Source organism: Pseudomonas sp. FW300-N2A2 (assembly GCF_017351735.1).
Classification (GTDB): Bacteria; Pseudomonadota; Gammaproteobacteria; order Pseudomonadales; family Pseudomonadaceae; genus Aquipseudomonas; species Aquipseudomonas migulae.
On record NZ_JACNDU010000003.1, the window covers coordinates 30897 to 49679 of the forward strand.

The window sequence follows — 18783 nt, forward strand, 5'->3', positions numbered from 1 at the left end:
CTCAGCGACTCGCTTCAATCAGAGTTTCAACTTCCGCCAGACGCTCGTGAGTTCCGACATCCACCCACCGTCCGCTCAGCCGCTCACCCGAGACTTGCCCATCGGCCATGGCCGTGCGCAGCAGCGGTGCAAGCTTGAACGCCCCGGCGGTGTGCCCGTCGAACAGCTGCGGATGCAACACTGCAATGCCGCTGTAAGTCAGGGTCGGCGAATCTGCCTGGCCGTCGCGCACTTGCCCGTCGACCAGCGTGAAATCGCCTGCCGGGTGGTGGCTCGGGTTATCCGCCAACACCAGATGCGCCAGGCCGCTGATGGGTTGATGCAAGACGCTGAAGTCATAGTCGGTCCAGATATCACCGTTGACCACCACAAACGCCTCATCACCCAACAATGGCAATGCACGAAAAATCCCGCCACCGGTCTCCAGCGGTTCACCTTCGGGCGAGTACTGGATACTCACGCCATAACGCGAACCATCACCCAGATAGTCTTCGATCTGCTGTCCCAGCCAGGCATGGTTGATCACGATTTCGGTAAACCCGGCAGCGGCCAGCGCGCGCAGGTGATACTCGATCAGCGGCACCCCGCCAGCGCGGACCAGCGGTTTTGGCGTGGTCAGGGTCAGCGGGCGCATGCGCTCGCCTTTTCCCGCAGCCAGAATCATTGCCTTCATGCATTCACTCCAGCACGCAGACTCAGCAGCAACACATCCAGTTCCGCCAGTTCAGGACGGCGGGCGATCACTGCTTCTATATAAGCAAAGAAGCGCGGCACGTCGGCGAGGTAACGCGGCTTGCCATCGCGGTGGCAGATGCGGGCGAAGATACCAATGACTTTCAGGTGACGCTGCACGCCCATCAGGTCGCTGGCGCGCAAGAAGTCTTCGAAGTCTGGCTGGACGGGAATGCCGAGGGCGCCTGCCTGCTGCCAGTAATCTTGCAGCCAACCGTGCACTCGCTCCTCGGGCCAGCTCAGGAACGCGTCCTTGAACAGGCAGGTCACGTCATAGGTCACCGGGCCATAAACCGCATCCTGGAAATCCAGCACGCCGGGATTCGGCTCGCTGAGCATCAGGTTGCGCGGCATGTAGTCGCGATGCACCAGGACTTTCGGTTGCGCCAGGGCGCTGTCGATCAGCAGCTGCGACACGTTCTGCCAGAGCATTTGCTGCGCAGGGTCGAACTCGATGCCCAACTCACGCTTCACAAACCACTCGGGGAACAATTCCAGCTCGCGACGCAACAGCGCCACGTCATAACTCGGCAGCGGAGCAACCATCGGCAACTGCTGAAAAGCCAACAGAGCCTGCAAGGCATCCTTGAACAAATCGTCGGCATTTTCGCTGTCGATAACGTCCAGATAGGTCTTGTTGCCCAGGTCATTGAGCAAAAGAAAACCGCGCTCGAGGTCTTCGGCATAAATTTTCGGCACATTTATTCCGGATTTCGCCAGCAAAAAAGCGATATCCACGAAGGGTTTGCAGTTTTCCTGGGGCGGCGGCGCGTCCATTACGACGAAACTTTTGCCGCCGCCTTCCCAACGGAAATAGCGCCGAAAACTCGCATCACTGCTGGCCGCGGTCAACGTGGCCGGGGGTACGGCGCCCCAACTCTGCTCTGCAAAGAGGGTCGCCAACTGCTCATCGAGCCAAACTTTCAGGTGTTGCAAACGTACATCTTGGTCAGGCATTGCAAGGGTCTCCGACGGCGCTAGCCGTCAAGCGGGTCATGCTTTATTATCCAGCATCTTTTTCAGACCATCGAGAGGCGTGCGGCCCACACCGCGGGCAGATGGCACGCAGGAAGCCCGGACTAATAAGATGGCATTGAAATCCCCCGCGTTTCGTAAAAAATTTCCGTTGTTGGTCACTGGCAGTCTGCTGGCCCTGCAACCTCTAGCCACTTCGTTCGTGGTCGCCGCGGAACAGTATGACTGCTCAGTCTCTGCTTCGGGTGCCTGGAACTGTGCGCCCAAGACGTCGGCGGCTGCATTGCCACCGCGTCCCATCCATGAGGGCAGCGCAGTCTCCGCAACCGGTGAAGCACCTACCGAGAGCGGCGCCAGTGAAGACACCGGCACCAAGCCTGTGCTGGTCACCGAATCCAAAGGCCGCGCCCTCAAGTCCCGTAGCGCAGACTACAGTCACCTCGACTGGGTTCCGCGCGAGAATCTCACTGCAGCGCAATTGGCCGAAACCGGTCCTTACTGCTCTGGTTCCTATATCGAACCAATTCGTCCTGGCATGAATGACAAGACGAATAAAAGTGACGCCCCGACGTTTGTCGGTGCCAAGGCTTCTCGCTACAAGCAGGATGAACAGATCGCTACCCTGGCCGGTGACGTGGTCCTGCGTCAGGGCAGCATGCAGGCCGAAGCCGACGAAGCGAACCTCTACCAGGCCGAGAGCCGTGGCGAGCTGGACGGCAACGTGCGCATTCGCGACAACGGCGCGCTGATCGTCGGCGACCACGCCGAAGTGCAGCTCGACACCGGCGAAGCCAAGGTCGACAACGCCGAATACGTGATGCACAAATCCCGTATCCGCGGTAACGCGCTGTACGCCAAGCGTGCCGAAAACGCGATCATCCGCCTCAAGGATGGTACGTACACCACGTGCGAACCGAACAGCAACGCCTGGCAGCTCAAGGGCAACAACATCACCTTGAACCCGGCGACCGGTTTCGGTACCGCGACCAACGTGACGCTGCGGGTCAAGGACATTCCGGTTCTGTACACGCCGTACATCTACTTCCCGATCGACGACCGTCGTCAGTCCGGCTTCCTGCCGCCAACCCTTGGCAGCGGCAGCGACACTGGCTTCCTGTTGGTCACCCCGTACTACTTCAACCTGGCGCCGAACTACGATGCCACGTTGTACCCGCGCTACATGAGCAAGCGCGGCCTGTTGATGGAAGGCGAGTTCCGTTACCTGACCAAGTCCACCGAAGGTCAGTTCGGCGCCGCGTACCTCAACGACGAGGACGACGATCGCAAGCTTCAAACGGATTACGAAAAAACCCGCTACATGTACAACTGGCAGCACAAGGGCGGTCTCGACTCGCGGGTATTCACGCAGGTCGACTACACCAAGATCAGCGATCCGTATTACTTCCAGGATCTGCAGACCGACCAGCTTGGCGTGAAGTCGTCCGATTACGTGAACCAGCAGGGCTCTGTCAGCTATCGTGGCGACAGCTACGTTGCACGCCTCAATGCCCAGGCCTATCAGCTGGCGACCGTATCGAACATCACACCGTACGACCGCCTGCCACAGCTCACCTTCAACGGTCAGTTGCCAACGCACCCGAACGGTTTGAATTTCGACTACGAAACAGAAATCGTGCGATTCGAGCGAGACCTGCAAACGGGCTCGTTCTCCGATGAAGACGGCAACCTGTCGCCTCGTCTGGACACCAACGTAGCGGGCCTAGCTCGTGCCAACGGTAATCGTCTGAACCTCAAGCCAGGCGTGAGCCTGCCGCTGGACTGGACGTATGGCTTCGTCAAGCCATCGCTCAAATATCAATACACCCAGTACGACCTGGATCTCGATGGCACCGGTAAAAACGATCTCCTGACGAACCGCAATAACGCTTCGGCGCTTGGCGAGTCCTTCAGCAGCTCGCAAAACCGCGGCGTCCCGATCGCCAGCGTCGACAGCGGCCTGTATTTCGATCGCAACACCACCTGGTTCGGCAAGAACTATCGCCAGACCCTGGAACCGCGCCTGTTCTACCTGTATGTCCCTGAAGAAGACCAGAAGGACATTCCGGTTTTCGACACCGGCGAGTACACCTTCAACTATGCGTCGCTGTTCCGCGACAACCGCTTCTCGGGCTCCGACCGCGTCGGCGACGAGAACAAACTGTCGCTGGGCGTGACCAGCCGCTGGATCGAAGAAAACGGCTTTGAACGTCAACGCATCAGCGTCGGCCAGGCCTTGTACTTCAAGGATCGCGAAGTCCAGTTGCCGGGTATCGACGCAAAAACCCGCGAAGATGCGCAGGCCAACGTTTCTCCGTATGCGCTGGAATACGAATACCGCTGGAACCGCGATTGGCGCACGACTGCCGATTACAACTGGGATCCGGACAGCCACAGCCCTCGCTCGGGCAGTGCGATGTTCCACTACCAGCCTGAAGACAACCCGAACAAGGTCATCAACGCCGGCTATCGCTATCGCAATGACCAGGTCCGTTACGACCAGAACACCGGTCAATGGTCGGTGGGTGGTGGTGACTACGGCACGCCAGGCACCCCGGGTTACGTGAAGGACTACTACAAGATCCAGCAGCACGACTTCTCGGTGATCTGGCCGATCGTGCCGCAATGGAACGCCATCAGCCGCTGGCAGTATGACTACAACCAGAACCGTACCCTGGAAGCCTTCGGTGGTTTCGAGTACGACAACTGCTGCTGGAAACTGCGCCTGATCAACCGTTACTGGGTTTCCTATGACGAATTCAGTCAGGAAGCTCCGCAAAACGAAAAAGGCGACCATGGCATCTTCCTCCAAATCGTTCTGAAAGGTCTCGGCGGCGTTGTTGGCCAAAAAGTAGAGAGCTTCCTCGACAAAGGCATCCAAGGTTATCGTGAACGTGAAGACCAAGCTTTCTGATTGTCTGCGCCCGCTGATGCTGGGCGCGCTGTTCCTGGGTACTGCGGCGAATGCCGCGGTACAGTCCATCGATAAAGTGGTGGCCATTGTCGACAACGATGTGGTCATGCAGAGCCAGCTGGACCAACGTGTTCATGAAGTTCAGCAAACCATCGCCAAACGCGGTTCTGCTGCGCCGCCGGCCAGCGTGCTGGATCAGCAGGTGCTTGAGCGCCTGATCGTCGAAAACCTGCAACTGCAGATCGGCGAACGCTCCGGCATTCGCATCACCGATGAAGAGCTGAATCAGGCGGTCGGCACCATTGCCCAGCGCAATAACATGTCGATCGATCAATTCCGCGCGGCCCTGACTCGTGATGGCCTGTCTTATGAAGACGCTCGCGAGCAGATTCGTCGTGAAATGATCATCAGCCGCGTGCGTCAACGCCGTGTGGCTGAGCGCATTCAAGTGTCCGAGCAGGAAGTGAAGAACTTCCTCGCTTCCGACCTTGGCAAAATGCAGCTGTCCGAAGAGTTCCGCCTGGCCAACATCCTGATTCCTACACCGGAAAGTGCTAACTCCGATGCGATTCAGAGTGCTGCCAAACAGGCCGACGCGGTTTACCAGCAGCTCAAGCAAGGCGCTGACTTCGCTCAGTTGGCAATCGCCAAATCCGCCAGCGAAACCGCACTGGAAGGCGGCGACATGGGCTGGCGTAAAGCCGCTCAATTGCCACCTCCGTTCGATCGCATGCTGAGCACCATGTCGGTCGGCGATGTCACCCAACCGATGCGCACGCCGGGTGGCTTCATCATCCTGAAGATCCTCGACAAGCGTGGCGGCGAGACCCAGACCCGTGACGAAGTACACGTGCGTCATATCCTGGTCAAACCTAGCCCGATCCGCGACGAAGCAAAAACCAAGGCCCTGGCCCAATCGCTCTACACCCGTATCGAAGCGGGCGAAGATTTCGGCGAACTGGCGAAAAGCTTCTCGGAAGACCCGGGTTCCGCCCTCAACGGCGGCGACCTGAACTGGATCGACCCGAATGCATTGGTGCCCGAGTTCCGCGAAGTGATGGCCAAGACCCCGCAAGGTCAGCTGTCCAAGCCGTTCCAGACCCAATATGGCTGGCACGTCCTGGAAGTCCTTGGCCGCCGCGCCACGGACAGCACCACCCAGGCCCGTGAGCAGCAAGCAATGACCGTACTGCGTAACCGCAAATACGACGAAGAGCTGCAAACCTGGCTGCGTCAGATCCGTGACGAAGCGTACGTAGAGATCAAACTCCCTGGTGCAGACCAGGCAGCGCAGTGAAACCCCAACGTTTCGCGCTGACACCCGGCGAACCGGCCGGCATAGGTCCTGACCTGTGCCTGCTGGTTGCCTCGCAAGCCCAGCCACATCCCCTGATTGCCATTACCAGCCGCGACCTGCTCCTTGAGCGGGCCGCGCAGCTGGGCGTGGTCGTTGATTTGCTGCCGGTGACCCCGGACAGCTGGCCGGATGTCCCCGCGCCAGCCAACAGCCTGTATGTCTGGGATACACCGCTCAATGCGCCGGTGACTGCCGGTCAACTGGACAAAGCCAATGCCGCTTTCGTTCTGGAAACCCTGACCCGCGCTGGTCAAGGCTGCCTGGACGGGCATTTCGCCGGCATGATCACCGCCCCTGTGCACAAGGGCGTGATCAACGAATCGGGTATCGCCTTTTCCGGGCATACAGAATTTCTCGCCGACCTGACGCAGACCGCGCAAGTGGTGATGATGCTTGCGACCCGCGGATTGCGCGTGGCGCTGGTCACCACTCACCTGCCCCTTCGCGAGATTGCCGATGCAATCACACCGGAGCGTCTGGAGCGGGTCACGCGGATTCTGCATGCCGACCTGCAACAAAAATTCGGCATCGCCCAGCCGCGTATCCTGGTGTGCGGGCTCAACCCCCATGCCGGCGAAGGCGGACACCTGGGCCATGAAGAAATCGACATCATCGAACCTACATTAGAGCGCCTGCGTGGCGAAGGCATGGACCTTCGCGGCCCCCTGCCCGCCGACACTCTGTTTACCCCCAAATATCTGGAGCACTGCGACGCGGTGCTGGCGATGTACCACGACCAGGGCTTGCCTGTGCTGAAATACAAAGGCTTCGGCGCAGCAGTCAACGTGACCCTCGGCTTGCCGATCATCCGCACGTCGGTCGACCACGGCACTGCCCTGGACCTGGCCGGCAGCGGCAAAATCGACACCGGCAGCCTGCAAGTCGCCCTGGAAACCGCCTACCAGATGGCCGAGACCCGTTTATGACCGAGCATTACCAACACAAGGCGCGCAAACGCTTTGGCCAGAACTTCCTGCACGATGCCGGCGTTATCGACCGCATCCTGCGCTCCATCCATGCCAAGCCCGAAGACCGCCTGCTGGAAATCGGTCCGGGCCAGGGTGCGCTGACTCAGGGCCTGCTGAACAGCGGTGCCCAGCTGGACGTAGTAGAGCTGGATAAAGACCTGATCCCGATCCTCAACCAGCAGTTCGCCGGCAAGAGCAATTTCAACCTGCACCAGGGCGATGCGCTGAAGTTCGACTTCAACAGCCTGAACGCCGCGCCGAACAGCCTGCGCGTGGTGGGCAACCTGCCGTACAACATCTCCACGCCGCTGATTTTCCACCTGCTGCACAACGCGGGCATCATTCGCGACATGCACTTCATGCTGCAGAAAGAAGTGGTCGAGCGTCTGGCGGCAGGCCCTGGCGGCGGTGACTGGGGTCGTCTGTCGATCATGGTTCAGTACCATTGTCGTGTAGAGCACCTGTTCAACGTTGGCCCCGGCGCATTCAACCCACCGCCGAAAGTCGATTCTGCCATCGTGCGCCTGGTGCCTCACGCCGTACTGCCGCACCCGGCCAAGGATCACCGCTTGCTGGAGCGCGTCGTGCGCGAAGCCTTCAACCAGCGCCGCAAGACCCTGCGCAACACCCTCAAGTTGCTGCTGAGCAACGACGAAATCACCGCCGCCGGTGTCGACGGCAGCCTGCGCCCGGAGCAGCTCGATCTGGCCGCCTTCGTACGCTTGGCCGACAAACTCAGCGAACAAGTCCTACAGAAACCCGCCGCCGACTGACAGGCAACAAGCGTTATCGGGTAGGACACCAGCCATCATGTCTGGTTTACTACCCGATACTTGGCCTAGACTGAGTTCCATCAGCTACGCCCCGCGTCCCGCTTCGTTTTTAAGGCCTCTTGAATGTCCGATCCTCGTTATCAGGTCGACGTCAGCGTCGTCACCCGCTATCTGGCAGAACAATCGCAACCCGAGCAAAACCGCTTTGCCTTCGCTTACACCATCACCGTGCACAACAATGGCGAATTACCGGCCAAGCTGTTGTCTCGGCACTGGGTGATCACCGATGGTGACGGGCATGTCGAGGAGGTTCGCGGTGCCGGCGTGGTTGGCCAGCAGCCGTTGATCAAGGCAGGCGAGAGCCATACCTATAGCAGCGGCACGGTGATGACGACCAAGGTCGGCAACATGCAAGGCAGCTATCAAATGATTGCCGAAGACGGCAAACACTTCGACGCCATCATCGCTCCATTCCGCCTGGCGGTGCCCGGAGCCCTGCACTGATGGCGACGTACGCCGTTGGCGACCTGCAAGGTTGCCTCGAACCGTTGAAATGCCTGCTCAAGCAAGTCGCCTTCGACCCTGCCCAGGACAAACTGTGGCTGGTGGGCGATCTGGTCAACCGTGGCCCGCAGTCGCTGGAAACCTTGCGCTTCCTCTATAGCATTCGCGAATCACTGGTGTGCGTGCTCGGCAACCACGATCTTCATCTGCTGGCCGCCGGGCATAACATCGAACGCCTGAAGAAAGCCGACACCCTGCGCGAGATTCTCGAAGCACCGGATCGTGTGGAACTGCTGGAATGGGTGCGCCAGCAAAAGCTCATGCATTACGACGAGCAGCGCAACATCGCCCTGGTCCACGCCGGCATCCCCCCGCAATGGTCGCTGCGCAAAGCCCTGAAGTGCGCCGCCGAAGTCGAAGAGGCCCTGCGCGACGACAATCGCTTCGCGCCTTACCTCGACGGCATGTACGGCAACGAACCGCTGAAATGGGACAGCGATCTCAAAGGCGTAACCCGCCTGCGTGTGATCACCAACTATTTCACCCGCATGCGTTTCTGCACCAGCGAAGGCAAACTCGACCTCAAGGGCAAGGAAGGCGTCGACACCGCGCCGCCAGGTTATGCGCCGTGGTTCACTTACAAGGAGCGCAAGACCAGGGACGTGAAGATCATCTTCGGCCACTGGGCAGCGCTCGAAGGCCAGTGCAACGAACCGGGCATTTTCGCCCTCGACACCGGTTGCGTCTGGGGCGGGTCGATGACCTTGATGAACGTCGACACCCTTGAGCGACTGCAGTGCAAATGCGACGAGCATGGCCACACCTTCCTGCCGTCAGTCGCCTCCCCTATTTCCGAACAAACGCCAGCCAGCGCCCGGCGCTAGACTGCGCTTTCAGCCGAGCCACAGGAGCCCGCCATGAGCGAATTCAAACGTATCCCCCCAGATCAGGCCCAGGCCCTGCGCGAACAAGGCGCAGTGGTGGTCGATGTTCGAGACCCGGCAACATTTGCCGCGCTGCACATCAGCGGCTCGAAGCATCTGGACAACCATTCCCTGCATGCTTTCATTCAGGGCGCGGACCTGGACGCACCGACGGTGGTGGTCTGCTATCACGGCAATTCCAGCCAGGGCGCAGCGGCCTACCTGATCAGCCAGGGCTTCTCCGATGTCTACAGCATGGACGGCGGTTTTGAGCTGTGGCGTACGACTTATCCTTCGGAAACCGCGCAAGGCACTTCTGAATAATTTTTTTGTAACGTGCAAGCCCCGGCTGCCGCGGGCTCGCGCGGTGGCAGACGAACGGTCTGCCACAACTAATTACGTATCTCGCCTTTACCTCCCGAATAAGCAACTATCCTTAAGCGCAGGCCATCCAAAACAGGGGAGAGCCGGTACACCGGCGCGCGGGTCATCGGGAGTAGCTTTCGGGGCGGTACGCTTTGAAAGGGTTCTGGGGGGTAAACAGCGACTGCATATCCGGTCGCTGCCAGCATCGACTGACTGATCCGGCGTCGGCTCCACGTATCGAGCGAGGTGACGTCATGAGTATCTTTAGCCACTTCCAACAACGCTTCGAGTCCACACGCCAGGAAGAACTCTCACTGCAAGAGTACCTGGAGCTGTGCAAAAAGGACCGCAGCGCCTACGTTTCCGCCGCCGAGCGTCTGTTGCTGGCCATCGGAGAACCGGAGCTGCTCGACACCTCGACCAACTCGAGGCTTTCGCGAATCTTTTCCAACAAGGTGATCCGCCGCTATCCGGCCTTTGAAGACTTCCACGGGATGGAAGAATGCATCGACCAGATCGTCTCGTATTTCCGCCATGCCGCTCAGGGCCTGGAAGAGAAAAAACAAATCCTCTATCTGCTCGGCCCCGTCGGCGGCGGTAAATCGTCCCTGGCCGAGAAGCTGAAACAGCTTATCGAGAAGGTGCCTTTCTACGCGATCAAAGGCTCGCCGGTTTTCGAATCTCCTTTGGGTCTGTTCAACGCCACCGAAGATGGCGCGATCCTCGAAGAAGACTTCGGCATTCCGCGGCGCTATCTCAACACCATCATGTCGCCATGGGCCACCAAACGTCTGGCCGAGTTCGGCGGCGACATCAGCCAGTTCCGCGTGGTGAAGCTCTATCCGTCGATCCTCAACCAGATCGCCGTGGCCAAAACCGAGCCGGGAGACGAAAACAACCAGGACATCTCGGCACTGGTGGGCAAGGTCGATATCCGCAAACTGGAAGAATTCCCGCAAAACGACGCCGACGCCTACAGCTACTCGGGCGCACTGTGCCGGGCCAACCAGGGCCTGATGGAATTCGTCGAAATGTTCAAGGCACCGATCAAGGTGCTGCACCCATTGCTGACCGCCACCCAGGAAGGCAACTACAACAGCACCGAAGGTCTGGGGGCGATTCCGTTTACCGGGATCCTGTTGGCCCACTCCAACGAATCGGAATGGCACACCTTCCGCAACAACAAGAACAACGAAGCCTTCATCGACCGGATCTACATCGTCAAAGTGCCGTACTGCCTGCGGGTCAGCGACGAAGTGAAGATCTACGACAAGCTCTTGTTCAACAGCTCCCTGGCGAAGGCGCACTGCGCACCGGACACGCTGAAGATGCTCGCCCAGTTCACCGTGCTTTCGCGCCTCAAGGAGCCGGAAAACTCGAATATCTACTCCAAGATGCGGGTCTACGACGGTGAAAACCTCAAGGACACCGATCCGAAGGCCAAGTCGATCCAGGAATACCGCGACAATGCCGGTGTCGACGAAGGCATGAACGGTCTGTCGACCCGTTTCGCGTTCAAGATTCTGTCGAAGGTCTTCAACTTCGATCCGCACGAAATCGCCGCCAACCCGGTGCATTTGCTCTACGTGCTGGAACAACAGATCGAACAGGAACAATTCCAGGCTGAAACCCGCGAACGCTACCTGCGCTTCCTCAAGGAGTACCTGGCACCGCGTTACATCGAGTTCATCGGCAAGGAAATCCAGACCGCCTACCTCGAGTCGTACAGCGAGTACGGCCAGAACATCTTCGATCGCTACGTGTTGTACGCCGACTTCTGGATCCAGGACCAGGAATACCGCGACCCGGAAACCGGCGAAATCCTCAATCGCGTGGCGCTGAACGAAGAACTGGAGAAAATCGAAAAACCGGCCGGCATCAGCAATCCGAAGGATTTCCGCAACGAAATCGTCAACTTCGTGCTGCGCGCCCGTGCCAACAACAACGGCAAAAACCCGACCTGGCTCAGCTACGAAAAACTGCGGGTGGTCATCGAGAAGAAAATGTTCTCCAACACCGAGGACCTCCTGCCCGTCATCAGCTTCAACGCCAAGGCGAGCAAAGAGGACCAGCAGAAACACAACGACTTCGTCACACGGATGGTCGAGCGGGGCTACACCGACAAACAGGTACGACTGCTGTCCGAGTGGTACCTGCGGGTCAGAAAATCACAATAACCCGCTGCCGGTCAGACCGGTTGTCGTCAGCCAGAGGCCTGTGTACGCATTTTCTGTTACACAGGCCTCTGGAAGGTGTTCGAAAGTCGGTAGCGAGTTCAGGCAGCATCCAAAGCGCTTGGGGGAGCGTTGAATATCCCTTGGCCTTCGGTCCGATGCTGCATCACCGCTCGCCCCTTTCAGGACAGCTTCTAAGGAGCAGTCATGAGCTATGTGATCGACCGACGTCTCAATGGCAAGAACAAGAGCACGGTGAACCGTCAGCGGTTTCTGCGGCGTTACCGTGATCACATCAAAAAGGCTGTCGAAGAGGCGGTCAGCCGGCGCTCCATCACCGACATGGAACACGGCGAACAGATCAGCATTCCCGGCCGCGACATCGACGAGCCGGTGCTTCACCACGGTCGCGGGGGCAAACAGACCGTCGTGCATCCCGGCAACAAAGAGTTCACCAGCGGCGAACACATCGCCCGTCCGCCCGGAGGTGGCGGCGGCAGAGGGCCCGGCAAGGCTGGCAACTCGGGTGAAGGCATGGACGAGTTCGTCTTCCAGATCACCCAGGAAGAGTTCCTCGAGTTCATGTTCGAGGACCTGGAACTGCCCAATCTGGTCAAGCGCAACCTGACCGGCACCGATACCTTCAAAACCGTTCGTGCAGGCATCAGCAACGAAGGCAACCCGTCGCGGATCAACATCATCCGCACCTTGCGCTCGGCCCACGCCCGACGAATCGCCCTGTCCGGCAGCAGCCGGGCGAAACTGCGCGAAGCCAAAGAGGAATTGCTGCGACTCAGGCAGGAAGAACCGGACAACTTCGGCGATATTCAGGAAATCGAGGCGGAAATAGAAAAACTCAGTGCGCGCATTCATCGCATACCGTTCCTCGACACCTTCGACCTCAAGTACAACCTGCTGGTCAAGCAACCCAACCCCAGTTCGAAGGCGGTGATGTTCTGCCTGATGGACGTGTCCGGCTCCATGACCCAGGCGACCAAGGACATCGCCAAGCGTTTCTTTATCCTGCTGTACCTGTTCCTCAAACGTAATTACGACAAGATTGACGTAGTTTTCATCCGCCACCACACCAGTGCCCGGGAAGTGGATGAGGAAGAATTCTTCTATTCCCGCGAAACCGGCGGCACCATCGTTTCCAGCGCGTTGAAACTGATGCAGGAGATCATGGCCGAACGCTATCCGAGCAACGAGTGGAACATCTACGCCGCCCAGGCTTCCGACGGCGATAACTGGAATGACGACTCGCCGATCTGCCGCGACATTCTGATCAACCAGATCATGCCGTTCGTGCAGTACTACACTTACGTTGAGATCACCCCGCGCGAACATCAGGCCCTGTGGTTCGAGTACGAGCGCATCGCCGAAGCCTTTTCAGACACCTTTGCCCAGCAACAACTGGTCTCGGCCGGGGATATCTATCCGGTCTTCCGTGAACTCTTCCAGCGCAGGTTAGTGACATGACCGCCAAAGAGCAGAAGCGCCAACCCATTTCCACCGGCTCCGAATGGACGTTCGAGCTGATCCAGGCCTACGACCGCGAAATCAGTCGTATCGCGGCTCGTTATGCGCTCGACACCTACCCCAACCAGATCGAAGTGATCACGGCCGAGCAGATGATGGACGCGTATGCCTCCGTCGGTATGCCGCTGGGTTATCACCATTGGTCGTACGGCAAACACTTCCTCAGCACCGAAAAATCCTACACTCGCGGGCAGATGGGGCTGGCCTACGAAATCGTGATCAACTCGGACCCCTGCATCGCCTACCTGATGGAAGAAAACACCATCTGCATGCAAGCGCTGGTGGTGGCTCACGCCTGCTACGGGCACAACAGCTTCTTCAAGGGCAACTACCTGTTTCGCACCTGGACCGACGCCAGCTCGATCATCGATTACCTGGTGTTCGCCAAGCAGTACATCATGCAGTGCGAAGAGCGCCACGGCATCGACGCGGTCGAGGACCTGCTGGACTCCTGCCATGCGTTGATGAATTACGGGGTTGACCGCTACAAACGCCCTTACCCGATTTCCGCCGAGGAAGAACGTCGTCGGCAAAAGGACCGGGAGGAGCATTTGCAGAAACAGATCAACGATCTGTGGCGCACCATTCCGAAAGGCGCGGACAAGTACAGCGACCGGGACAACGCACGCTTCCCCGCCGAACCGCAGGAAAACATCCTGTATTTCATCGAAAAACACGCGCCGCTGCTGGAGCCCTGGCAGCGGGAGATCGTGCGGATCGTGCGTAAGATCGCCCAGTATTTTTACCCGCAACGCCAGACTCAGGTGATGAACGAAGGCTGGGCCACGTTCTGGCATTACACCCTGATGAACGACCTGTACGACGAAGGCCTGGTCACCGACGGCTTCATGATGGAGTTCCTGACGTCCCACACCAGCGTGGTCTTCCAGCCGGGCTTCGACAGCCCGTACTACAACGGAATAAACCCCTACACCCTGGGCTTTGCCATGTACCGTGATATCCGGCGTATGTGTGAAACCCCCACCGAGGAAGATTATCGCTGGTTCCCGGAAATCGCCGGCACCGACTGGCTATCCACCATCAAGTTCGCCATGAGCAGCTTCAAGGATGAAAGCTTCATCCTGCAGTACCTGTCGCCGAAGGTGATCCGCGACCTGAAATTGTTCAGCATTCTCGATGATGATCAGAAGGACGACCTGCTGGTACCGGCCATCCACGACGAAGATGGCTACCGCACCATCCGGGAAACCCTGGCCGCGCAGTACAACCTGGGCAATCGCGAACCCAACATCCAGATCTACAGCATCGACCGCCGCGGAGACCGCTCCCTGACCCTGCGTCACCAGCAACACGACCGCAAACCGCTGGGCGAGTCCACCGAGGAAGTGCTTAAACACTTGCACCGCCTCTGGGGCTTCGACATTCACCTGGAAACCCTGCAAGGGGATCAGGTGATGAAAACCCACCACGTACCGCCCAGAAGCGAGCACAGCGAAGGCGAATACGGCCGGCTGGACCTGGCCGTCATTCATCTTTGATCCTGTTCGTGCCTCCGCAAGCTCGACGCAACGGTTATTCTGTCGGGCTAACGGAGGTTTTTTATGCGGATTTATAAAGTCGGCGGTGCGGTACGCGATCGCCTGCTGGGCAAACCTGTCACCGATATCGACTGGGTCGTGGTCGGCGCCACCACCGAAGAAATGCTCGCCAAGGGCTATCGCCCGGTGGGCGCGGACTTCCCGGTGTTTCTTCATCCAAAAAGTGGTGAGGAATATGCCCTCGCCCGGACTGAACGCAAAAGCGGACGCGGTTACGGCGGCTTTACCTTTCACGCCAGCCCTGAAGTCACCCTCGAAGAAGACCTGATTCGTCGCGACCTGACGATCAACGCCATGGCTGAAGACGATCAACAGAATTTGACCGACCCGTACCATGGCCAACGCGATCTCGAAGCTCGCGTTCTGCGTCACGTTTCCCCCGCATTCGCCGAAGATCCGCTCCGTGTTCTGCGCGTTGCGCGCTTTGCCGCTCGTTATGCGGAGTTGGGCTTCACCGTCGCACCGGAAACGCTGGAGCTGATGCGCCAACTCAGCGAGTCGGGCGAACTGGAGGCATTGACCGCCGAACGTAGCTGGAAAGAAATTTCCCGCGCACTGCTGGAAGATCAACCGCAGGTATTTATCGAAGTGCTGCGCGAGTGCGGCGCTCTCAAGGTGCTGATGCCAGAAGTCGATGCCCTGTTCGGCGTACCGCAACCGGAAGCTCATCACCCGGAAATCGACACGGGCGTACACACCTTGAGCGTGCTTGAGCAATCAGCGTTGCACAAACAACCACTGACTGTGCGCTGGGCTTGCCTGCTGCATGACCTGGGCAAAGGACTGACGCCGAAAGAAGACTGGCCGCGGCACATCGCCCACGAACACACCGGCCTGAAGCTGATCAAAGCGGTCAATGAACGCTTCAAGGCACCGAAGGACTGCCAGGAACTGGCTTTGCTGGTGGGGCAATATCACACCCATGGCCATCGCGCCCTGGAGCTAAAGCCCTCGACGCTGCTGGAGCTGCTGCAAAGTTTTGACGTCTATCGTCGTCCGCAGCGGTTTGAGGAGTTTATTGCGGCGTGTGAAATGGACGCGCGCGGGCGCAAAGGGCTGGAGCAGAGAAGTTATCCACAGGCGGATTATTTGCGCGGGGCGGCGAATGCAGCCCGCAGCGTGGCGGTACAACCGCTGCTGGAGAAGGGATTCAAGGGGCCTGAATTGGGAGAGGCGATCAAGCGTGAGCGGCTCAAGGCCTTGAAAGCCTACAAAGACGGGGCGTCTGCCTGAAAAGCATCGCGAGCAGGCTCGCTCCCACAGGTTTAGCGCAACCCTTGTGGGAGCGAGCCTGCTCGCGATGGCGTCATCAGCTTCACAGGAGATGCAATGGAGTCAACGGCTCCCCACGCCATTCAAACGCCACCGGCGCCAACACCTGATCAATCTGCGCTTCGCCCCACAACGTCGCAAAGCTTTTGCCTACACCCGGATGCACACGATCCGGCGCAATGAGCGACAACGGCCACAATACGAAGGCATTTTTCAGGATCTCTGCCCGCGGCAGAATCAATCCGTCGAAGTTGCCCACCAGATCACCGAACAACAACACGTCGATATCCAGTGGCAAACCCTTGCGGTCCGGTGCATAGCGGCCGTTGTCTGCCTCGATGAATTTCAGTCGGCGGTCCAGCTCTATCAGTGGCAAATCGGTGTAAGCCGAGACCACGAAATTGAAGAACGGCCCGCTCTTGATCCCCACCGGCTGGCTTTCAAACACCGCCGAGCATCTTATATCCACCAGAAAACCCGCCAGGGCTTCCAGGCCAGCCTGCAAATGGGTTTCGCGCTCGATATTGCTACCGAGCCCGAGGTACACCTGAGTCAGCGACATCCGCGCTCGATCTCCACGCCCACACCACCGGTAGCCGCCGGGACGGCACCTGGCTTGGTCAGTTTGAGACGCATCCAGGTAATGTTGAACTCGCTCATCAGCACTTCAACCAGGCGCTCGGCAAAGGTCTCGACCAACTGGAACTGCGCTTGCTCGGCAAAGGCCTGGATGCGCGACGAAACGCTCGCGTAATCGAGCGCCAGGGTCAGGTCATCACCCGCCGCGGCCGGGCGATTGTCCCAGGCGAAGCTCAGATCAAGACGCAAGCACTGTCGGATGCCTCGCTCCCAGTCGTAGGCACCGATCACGGTGTCGACTTCCAGGCCCTCGATAAACACTCTGTCCAAGCACTTTTCTCCGCTGCACGACAAGGGCGCAATGCGCCGTTAGAATCAGGGCGTCCTCGCCCGGAATAGTTAGCATGTTTTGGTTACTGGCGACTCTCGCCTACCTGCTCGGCTCTCTGTCCTTCGCCATTTTGCTCAGCCGCCTGACCGGTAACCCCGATCCGCGAATGAGTGGCTCGGGCAATGCCGGTGCCACCAACATGTTGCGTCTGGCCGGCAAGAAACTCGCCATCCTGACCTTGATCGGCGACCTCTGCAAAGGGCTGTTGCCGGTGCTGATCGCCGGTGTTGCGGGTCTTTCGCTGCAAGAACAGGCCTGGATCGGCGTTTGTGCCGTCATCGGTCACCTGTTCCCGCTGTATTTTCGCTTTCGCGGTGGCAAAGGTGTCGCCACTGCTGCCGGCATGTTACTGGGGCTTTACCCGCCAGCAGCCCTGCTGGCGGTCTGTGCCTGGCTGCTGACGTTCTACCTGACCCGCACCAGCTCACTCGCCGCGCTGATCGCCACACCGCTGACCCTGCCGCTGCTGGCCTGGCAGGAACCGGCGGCCTTGCTGCCCATGAGCGCGCTCACGGGCATGATCGTCTGGCGTCATCGGGGCAATCTACGCGACCTGTTTGCCGGGCGCGAACGGCATTTTTAAATACCGGACGTGAGCGCCGCTCATCACAGCCCCGACAATTGCTCCATCGGCCAGCGTGCCTGCACGCTGATCGCCAGACTTTCGTGCTGACCGGCCTGCAAGCGCTGGCAGCCGGCAAACGCAATCATTGCGCCGTTGTCGGTGCAGAACTCCGGACGGGCGTAAAACACGTCGCCCTTCATGTCTCCGAGCATTTTTTCCAGTGAAGAGCGCAGCGCCTTGTTGGCGCTGACGCCCCCTGCGATGACCAGACACTTCATGCCCGCCTGTTTCAGGGCGCGCTTGCACTTGATGGTCAAAGTCTCCACCACGGCCTGCTGGAACGCCAGCGCGATGTCGCAACGGGCTTGCTCGCTGTCGTCCCCGGCGCTGACGCTCTGCTGCCAGGTGTTGAGGGCGAAGGTTTTCAGGCCACTGAAGCTGAAAGCCAGGCCCGGGCGGTCGCACATCGGACGCGGAAAAGTGAAACGTCCTGCAACGCCTTGCTCCGCCAGACGAGCGATTTCCGGACCGCCCGGATAATTCAGCCCCATCATCTTCGCGGTCTTGTCGAAGGCTTCACCGGCAGCATCGTCGAGGGTTTCGCCCAAGAGCGTGTATTGACCGATCCCGTCGACCTGAACCAGCTGCGTATGACCGCCCGACACCAACAAAGCGACGAACGGGAATTCCGGCGGTTGCGACTCCAGCATCGGCGCCAGCAAATGGCCTTCCATGTGGTGCACGCCGAGCGCCGGAATGCCCCAGGCAAAGGCCAGCGCCTGAGCGCAGGAAGCACCGACCAGCAGCGCCCCGACCAGCCCCGGACCCGCGGTGTAGGCGATCGCGTCGATCTCGGTGGGCACGCAGCCCGCCTCGGCCAACACCTGACGAATCAAGGGCAGCATGCGTTTGACGTGGTCACGCGAAGCCAGCTCCGGCACCACGCCACCATAGGCGCGATGCAGGTCGATCTGGCTGAACAGCGCGTCGGCCAGCAAGCCGCGTTCACTGTCATATAATGCGACACCGGTTTCGTCGCAGGAGGTTTCTAATCCCAGTACTAGCATGGGTTTGCGCCTTGTTTAGGCTGAATTCGAAGGCGCGCATAATAGTCGCCATGTGATGCCCCGACTAGCGGTTTTCGATCAGAGGCTTTGCATTCCGAGCGATGAGGGGTTAACATCCGCAACCCTTA

Annotated in this window: 17 protein-coding genes; 12 read left to right on the forward strand and 5 right to left on the reverse strand. The window is 59.2% G+C overall.

The annotated features are described in order from the left end of the window. Window position 1: 1 nt before the first annotated feature. Complete coding sequence (murU, locus tag J4E42_RS05785) at window positions 2-673, reverse strand: N-acetylmuramate alpha-1-phosphate uridylyltransferase MurU (RefSeq protein ID WP_207284805.1); 672 nt, start codon at window positions 671-673, stop codon at window positions 2-4. Further along, window positions 670-1689, reverse strand: coding sequence for an aminoglycoside phosphotransferase family protein (locus tag J4E42_RS05790; protein WP_008035966.1), 1020 nt, complete (start codon window positions 1687-1689; stop codon window positions 670-672). The genes murU and J4E42_RS05790 overlap by 4 nt, the downstream gene beginning before the upstream one ends. Window positions 1690-1819: 130 nt before the next feature. Here J4E42_RS05790 and J4E42_RS05795 point away from each other — a divergent pair, with 130 nt between their 5' ends. The 11 genes from J4E42_RS05795 to J4E42_RS05845 all read left to right on the forward strand — a co-directional run bounded on the left by J4E42_RS05795 (window position 1820) and on the right by J4E42_RS05845 (window position 16014). Next, window positions 1820-4618 (forward strand): LPS-assembly protein LptD, encoded by a 2799-nt coding sequence (locus tag J4E42_RS05795; protein ID WP_008035965.1) that lies wholly within the window; start codon window positions 1820-1822, stop codon window positions 4616-4618. Next, window positions 4599-5915: a peptidylprolyl isomerase SurA gene (gene surA / locus J4E42_RS05800; protein ID WP_032832254.1), complete on the forward strand. Its 1317-nt coding sequence runs from the start codon at window positions 4599-4601 to the stop codon at window positions 5913-5915. Before J4E42_RS05795 ends, surA begins: the two co-directional genes overlap by 20 nt. Beyond that, window positions 5912-6901 (forward strand): 4-hydroxythreonine-4-phosphate dehydrogenase PdxA, encoded by a 990-nt coding sequence (gene pdxA / locus J4E42_RS05805; protein ID WP_008035963.1) that lies wholly within the window; start codon window positions 5912-5914, stop codon window positions 6899-6901. The genes surA and pdxA overlap by 4 nt, the downstream gene beginning before the upstream one ends. Further along, on the forward strand, window positions 6898-7716 hold the full coding sequence (rsmA, locus tag J4E42_RS05810) for a 16S rRNA (adenine(1518)-N(6)/adenine(1519)-N(6))-dimethyltransferase RsmA (RefSeq protein WP_008027060.1): 819 nt from the start codon (window positions 6898-6900) through the stop codon (window positions 7714-7716). Before pdxA ends, rsmA begins: the two co-directional genes overlap by 4 nt. Before the next feature lie 123 nt (window positions 7717-7839). Beyond that, window positions 7840-8220: a Co2+/Mg2+ efflux protein ApaG gene (gene apaG, locus J4E42_RS05815; protein ID WP_008027059.1), complete on the forward strand. Its 381-nt coding sequence runs from the start codon at window positions 7840-7842 to the stop codon at window positions 8218-8220. Then, on the forward strand, window positions 8220-9104 hold the full coding sequence (locus J4E42_RS05820) for a symmetrical bis(5'-nucleosyl)-tetraphosphatase (RefSeq protein WP_207284806.1): 885 nt from the start codon (window positions 8220-8222) through the stop codon (window positions 9102-9104). The genes apaG and J4E42_RS05820 overlap by 1 nt, the downstream gene beginning before the upstream one ends. 33 nt (window positions 9105-9137) lie before the next feature. Further along, the gene (glpE, locus tag J4E42_RS05825; protein WP_207284807.1) at window positions 9138-9467 is read left to right on the forward strand and encodes a thiosulfate sulfurtransferase GlpE; all 330 of its coding nucleotides are present in this window, start codon (window positions 9138-9140) and stop codon (window positions 9465-9467) included. A 296-nt stretch (window positions 9468-9763) separates the two neighbouring features. After that, the gene (locus J4E42_RS05830; RefSeq protein WP_008027052.1) at window positions 9764-11686 is read left to right on the forward strand and encodes a PrkA family serine protein kinase; all 1923 of its coding nucleotides are present in this window, start codon (window positions 9764-9766) and stop codon (window positions 11684-11686) included. 204 nt (window positions 11687-11890) lie between these two features. Next, complete coding sequence (locus tag J4E42_RS05835) at window positions 11891-13162, forward strand: YeaH/YhbH family protein (RefSeq protein WP_008035961.1); 1272 nt, start codon at window positions 11891-11893, stop codon at window positions 13160-13162. Continuing rightward, window positions 13159-14721 carry a SpoVR family protein gene (locus J4E42_RS05840; protein ID WP_008027050.1) on the forward strand — a complete coding sequence of 521 codons (1563 nt, stop codon included), beginning with the start codon at window positions 13159-13161 and terminating at the stop codon, window positions 14719-14721. The genes J4E42_RS05835 and J4E42_RS05840 overlap by 4 nt, the downstream gene beginning before the upstream one ends. Before the next feature lie 63 nt (window positions 14722-14784). Continuing rightward, on the forward strand, window positions 14785-16014 hold the full coding sequence (locus tag J4E42_RS05845) for a multifunctional CCA addition/repair protein (protein WP_008035953.1): 1230 nt from the start codon (window positions 14785-14787) through the stop codon (window positions 16012-16014). Window positions 16015-16096: 82 nt separating this feature from the next. Here the strand turns inward: J4E42_RS05845 and folK are convergent, their stop codons facing one another. Continuing rightward, complete coding sequence (gene folK, locus J4E42_RS05850; RefSeq protein WP_207284808.1) at window positions 16097-16615, reverse strand: 2-amino-4-hydroxy-6-hydroxymethyldihydropteridine diphosphokinase; 519 nt, start codon at window positions 16613-16615, stop codon at window positions 16097-16099. Then, window positions 16606-16962 (reverse strand): dihydroneopterin aldolase, encoded by a 357-nt coding sequence (gene folB, locus J4E42_RS05855; protein ID WP_008027044.1) that lies wholly within the window; start codon window positions 16960-16962, stop codon window positions 16606-16608. Before folB ends, folK begins: the two co-directional genes overlap by 10 nt. Window positions 16963-17036: 74 nt before the next feature. Between folB and plsY the strand changes: the two genes are divergently transcribed. Beyond that, window positions 17037-17606: a glycerol-3-phosphate 1-O-acyltransferase PlsY gene (gene plsY / locus J4E42_RS05860; RefSeq protein WP_008027042.1), complete on the forward strand. Its 570-nt coding sequence runs from the start codon at window positions 17037-17039 to the stop codon at window positions 17604-17606. 23 nt (window positions 17607-17629) lie between these two features. On the opposite strand, the gene tsaD is transcribed toward plsY, so the two are convergent. Further along, window positions 17630-18655 (reverse strand): tRNA (adenosine(37)-N6)-threonylcarbamoyltransferase complex transferase subunit TsaD, encoded by a 1026-nt coding sequence (gene tsaD, locus J4E42_RS05865; RefSeq protein ID WP_207284809.1) that lies wholly within the window; start codon window positions 18653-18655, stop codon window positions 17630-17632. Window positions 18656-18783 lie beyond the last annotated feature (128 nt).

Bases quoted from the DNA above. Each gene is read 5' to 3' on its own strand.
- rsmA (WP_008027060.1), top strand. From the start codon at position 6,898: ATGACCGAGCATTACCAACACAAGGCGCGCAAACGCTTTGGCCAGAAC.
- glpE (WP_207284807.1), top strand. From the start codon at position 9,138: ATGAGCGAATTCAAACGTATCCCCCCAGATCAGGCCCAGGCCCTGCGC.
- murU (WP_207284805.1), bottom strand. From the start codon at position 673: ATGAAGGCAATGATTCTGGCTGCGGGAAAAGGCGAGCGCATGCGCCCG.
- J4E42_RS05790 (WP_008035966.1), bottom strand. From the start codon at position 1,689: ATGCCTGACCAAGATGTACGTTTGCAACACCTGAAAGTTTGGCTCGAT.
- apaG (WP_008027059.1), top strand. From the start codon at position 7,840: ATGTCCGATCCTCGTTATCAGGTCGACGTCAGCGTCGTCACCCGCTAT.
- J4E42_RS05820 (WP_207284806.1), top strand. From the start codon at position 8,220: ATGGCGACGTACGCCGTTGGCGACCTGCAAGGTTGCCTCGAACCGTTG.
- J4E42_RS05830 (WP_008027052.1), top strand. From the start codon at position 9,764: ATGAGTATCTTTAGCCACTTCCAACAACGCTTCGAGTCCACACGCCAG.
- J4E42_RS05840 (WP_008027050.1), top strand. From the start codon at position 13,159: ATGACCGCCAAAGAGCAGAAGCGCCAACCCATTTCCACCGGCTCCGAA.
- J4E42_RS05795 (WP_008035965.1), top strand. From the start codon at position 1,820: ATGGCATTGAAATCCCCCGCGTTTCGTAAAAAATTTCCGTTGTTGGTC.
- tsaD (WP_207284809.1), bottom strand. From the start codon at position 18,655: ATGCTAGTACTGGGATTAGAAACCTCCTGCGACGAAACCGGTGTCGCA.
- plsY (WP_008027042.1), top strand. From the start codon at position 17,037: ATGTTTTGGTTACTGGCGACTCTCGCCTACCTGCTCGGCTCTCTGTCC.
- folK (WP_207284808.1), bottom strand. From the start codon at position 16,615: ATGTCGCTGACTCAGGTGTACCTCGGGCTCGGTAGCAATATCGAGCGC.
- J4E42_RS05845 (WP_008035953.1), top strand. From the start codon at position 14,785: ATGCGGATTTATAAAGTCGGCGGTGCGGTACGCGATCGCCTGCTGGGC.
- J4E42_RS05835 (WP_008035961.1), top strand. From the start codon at position 11,891: ATGAGCTATGTGATCGACCGACGTCTCAATGGCAAGAACAAGAGCACG.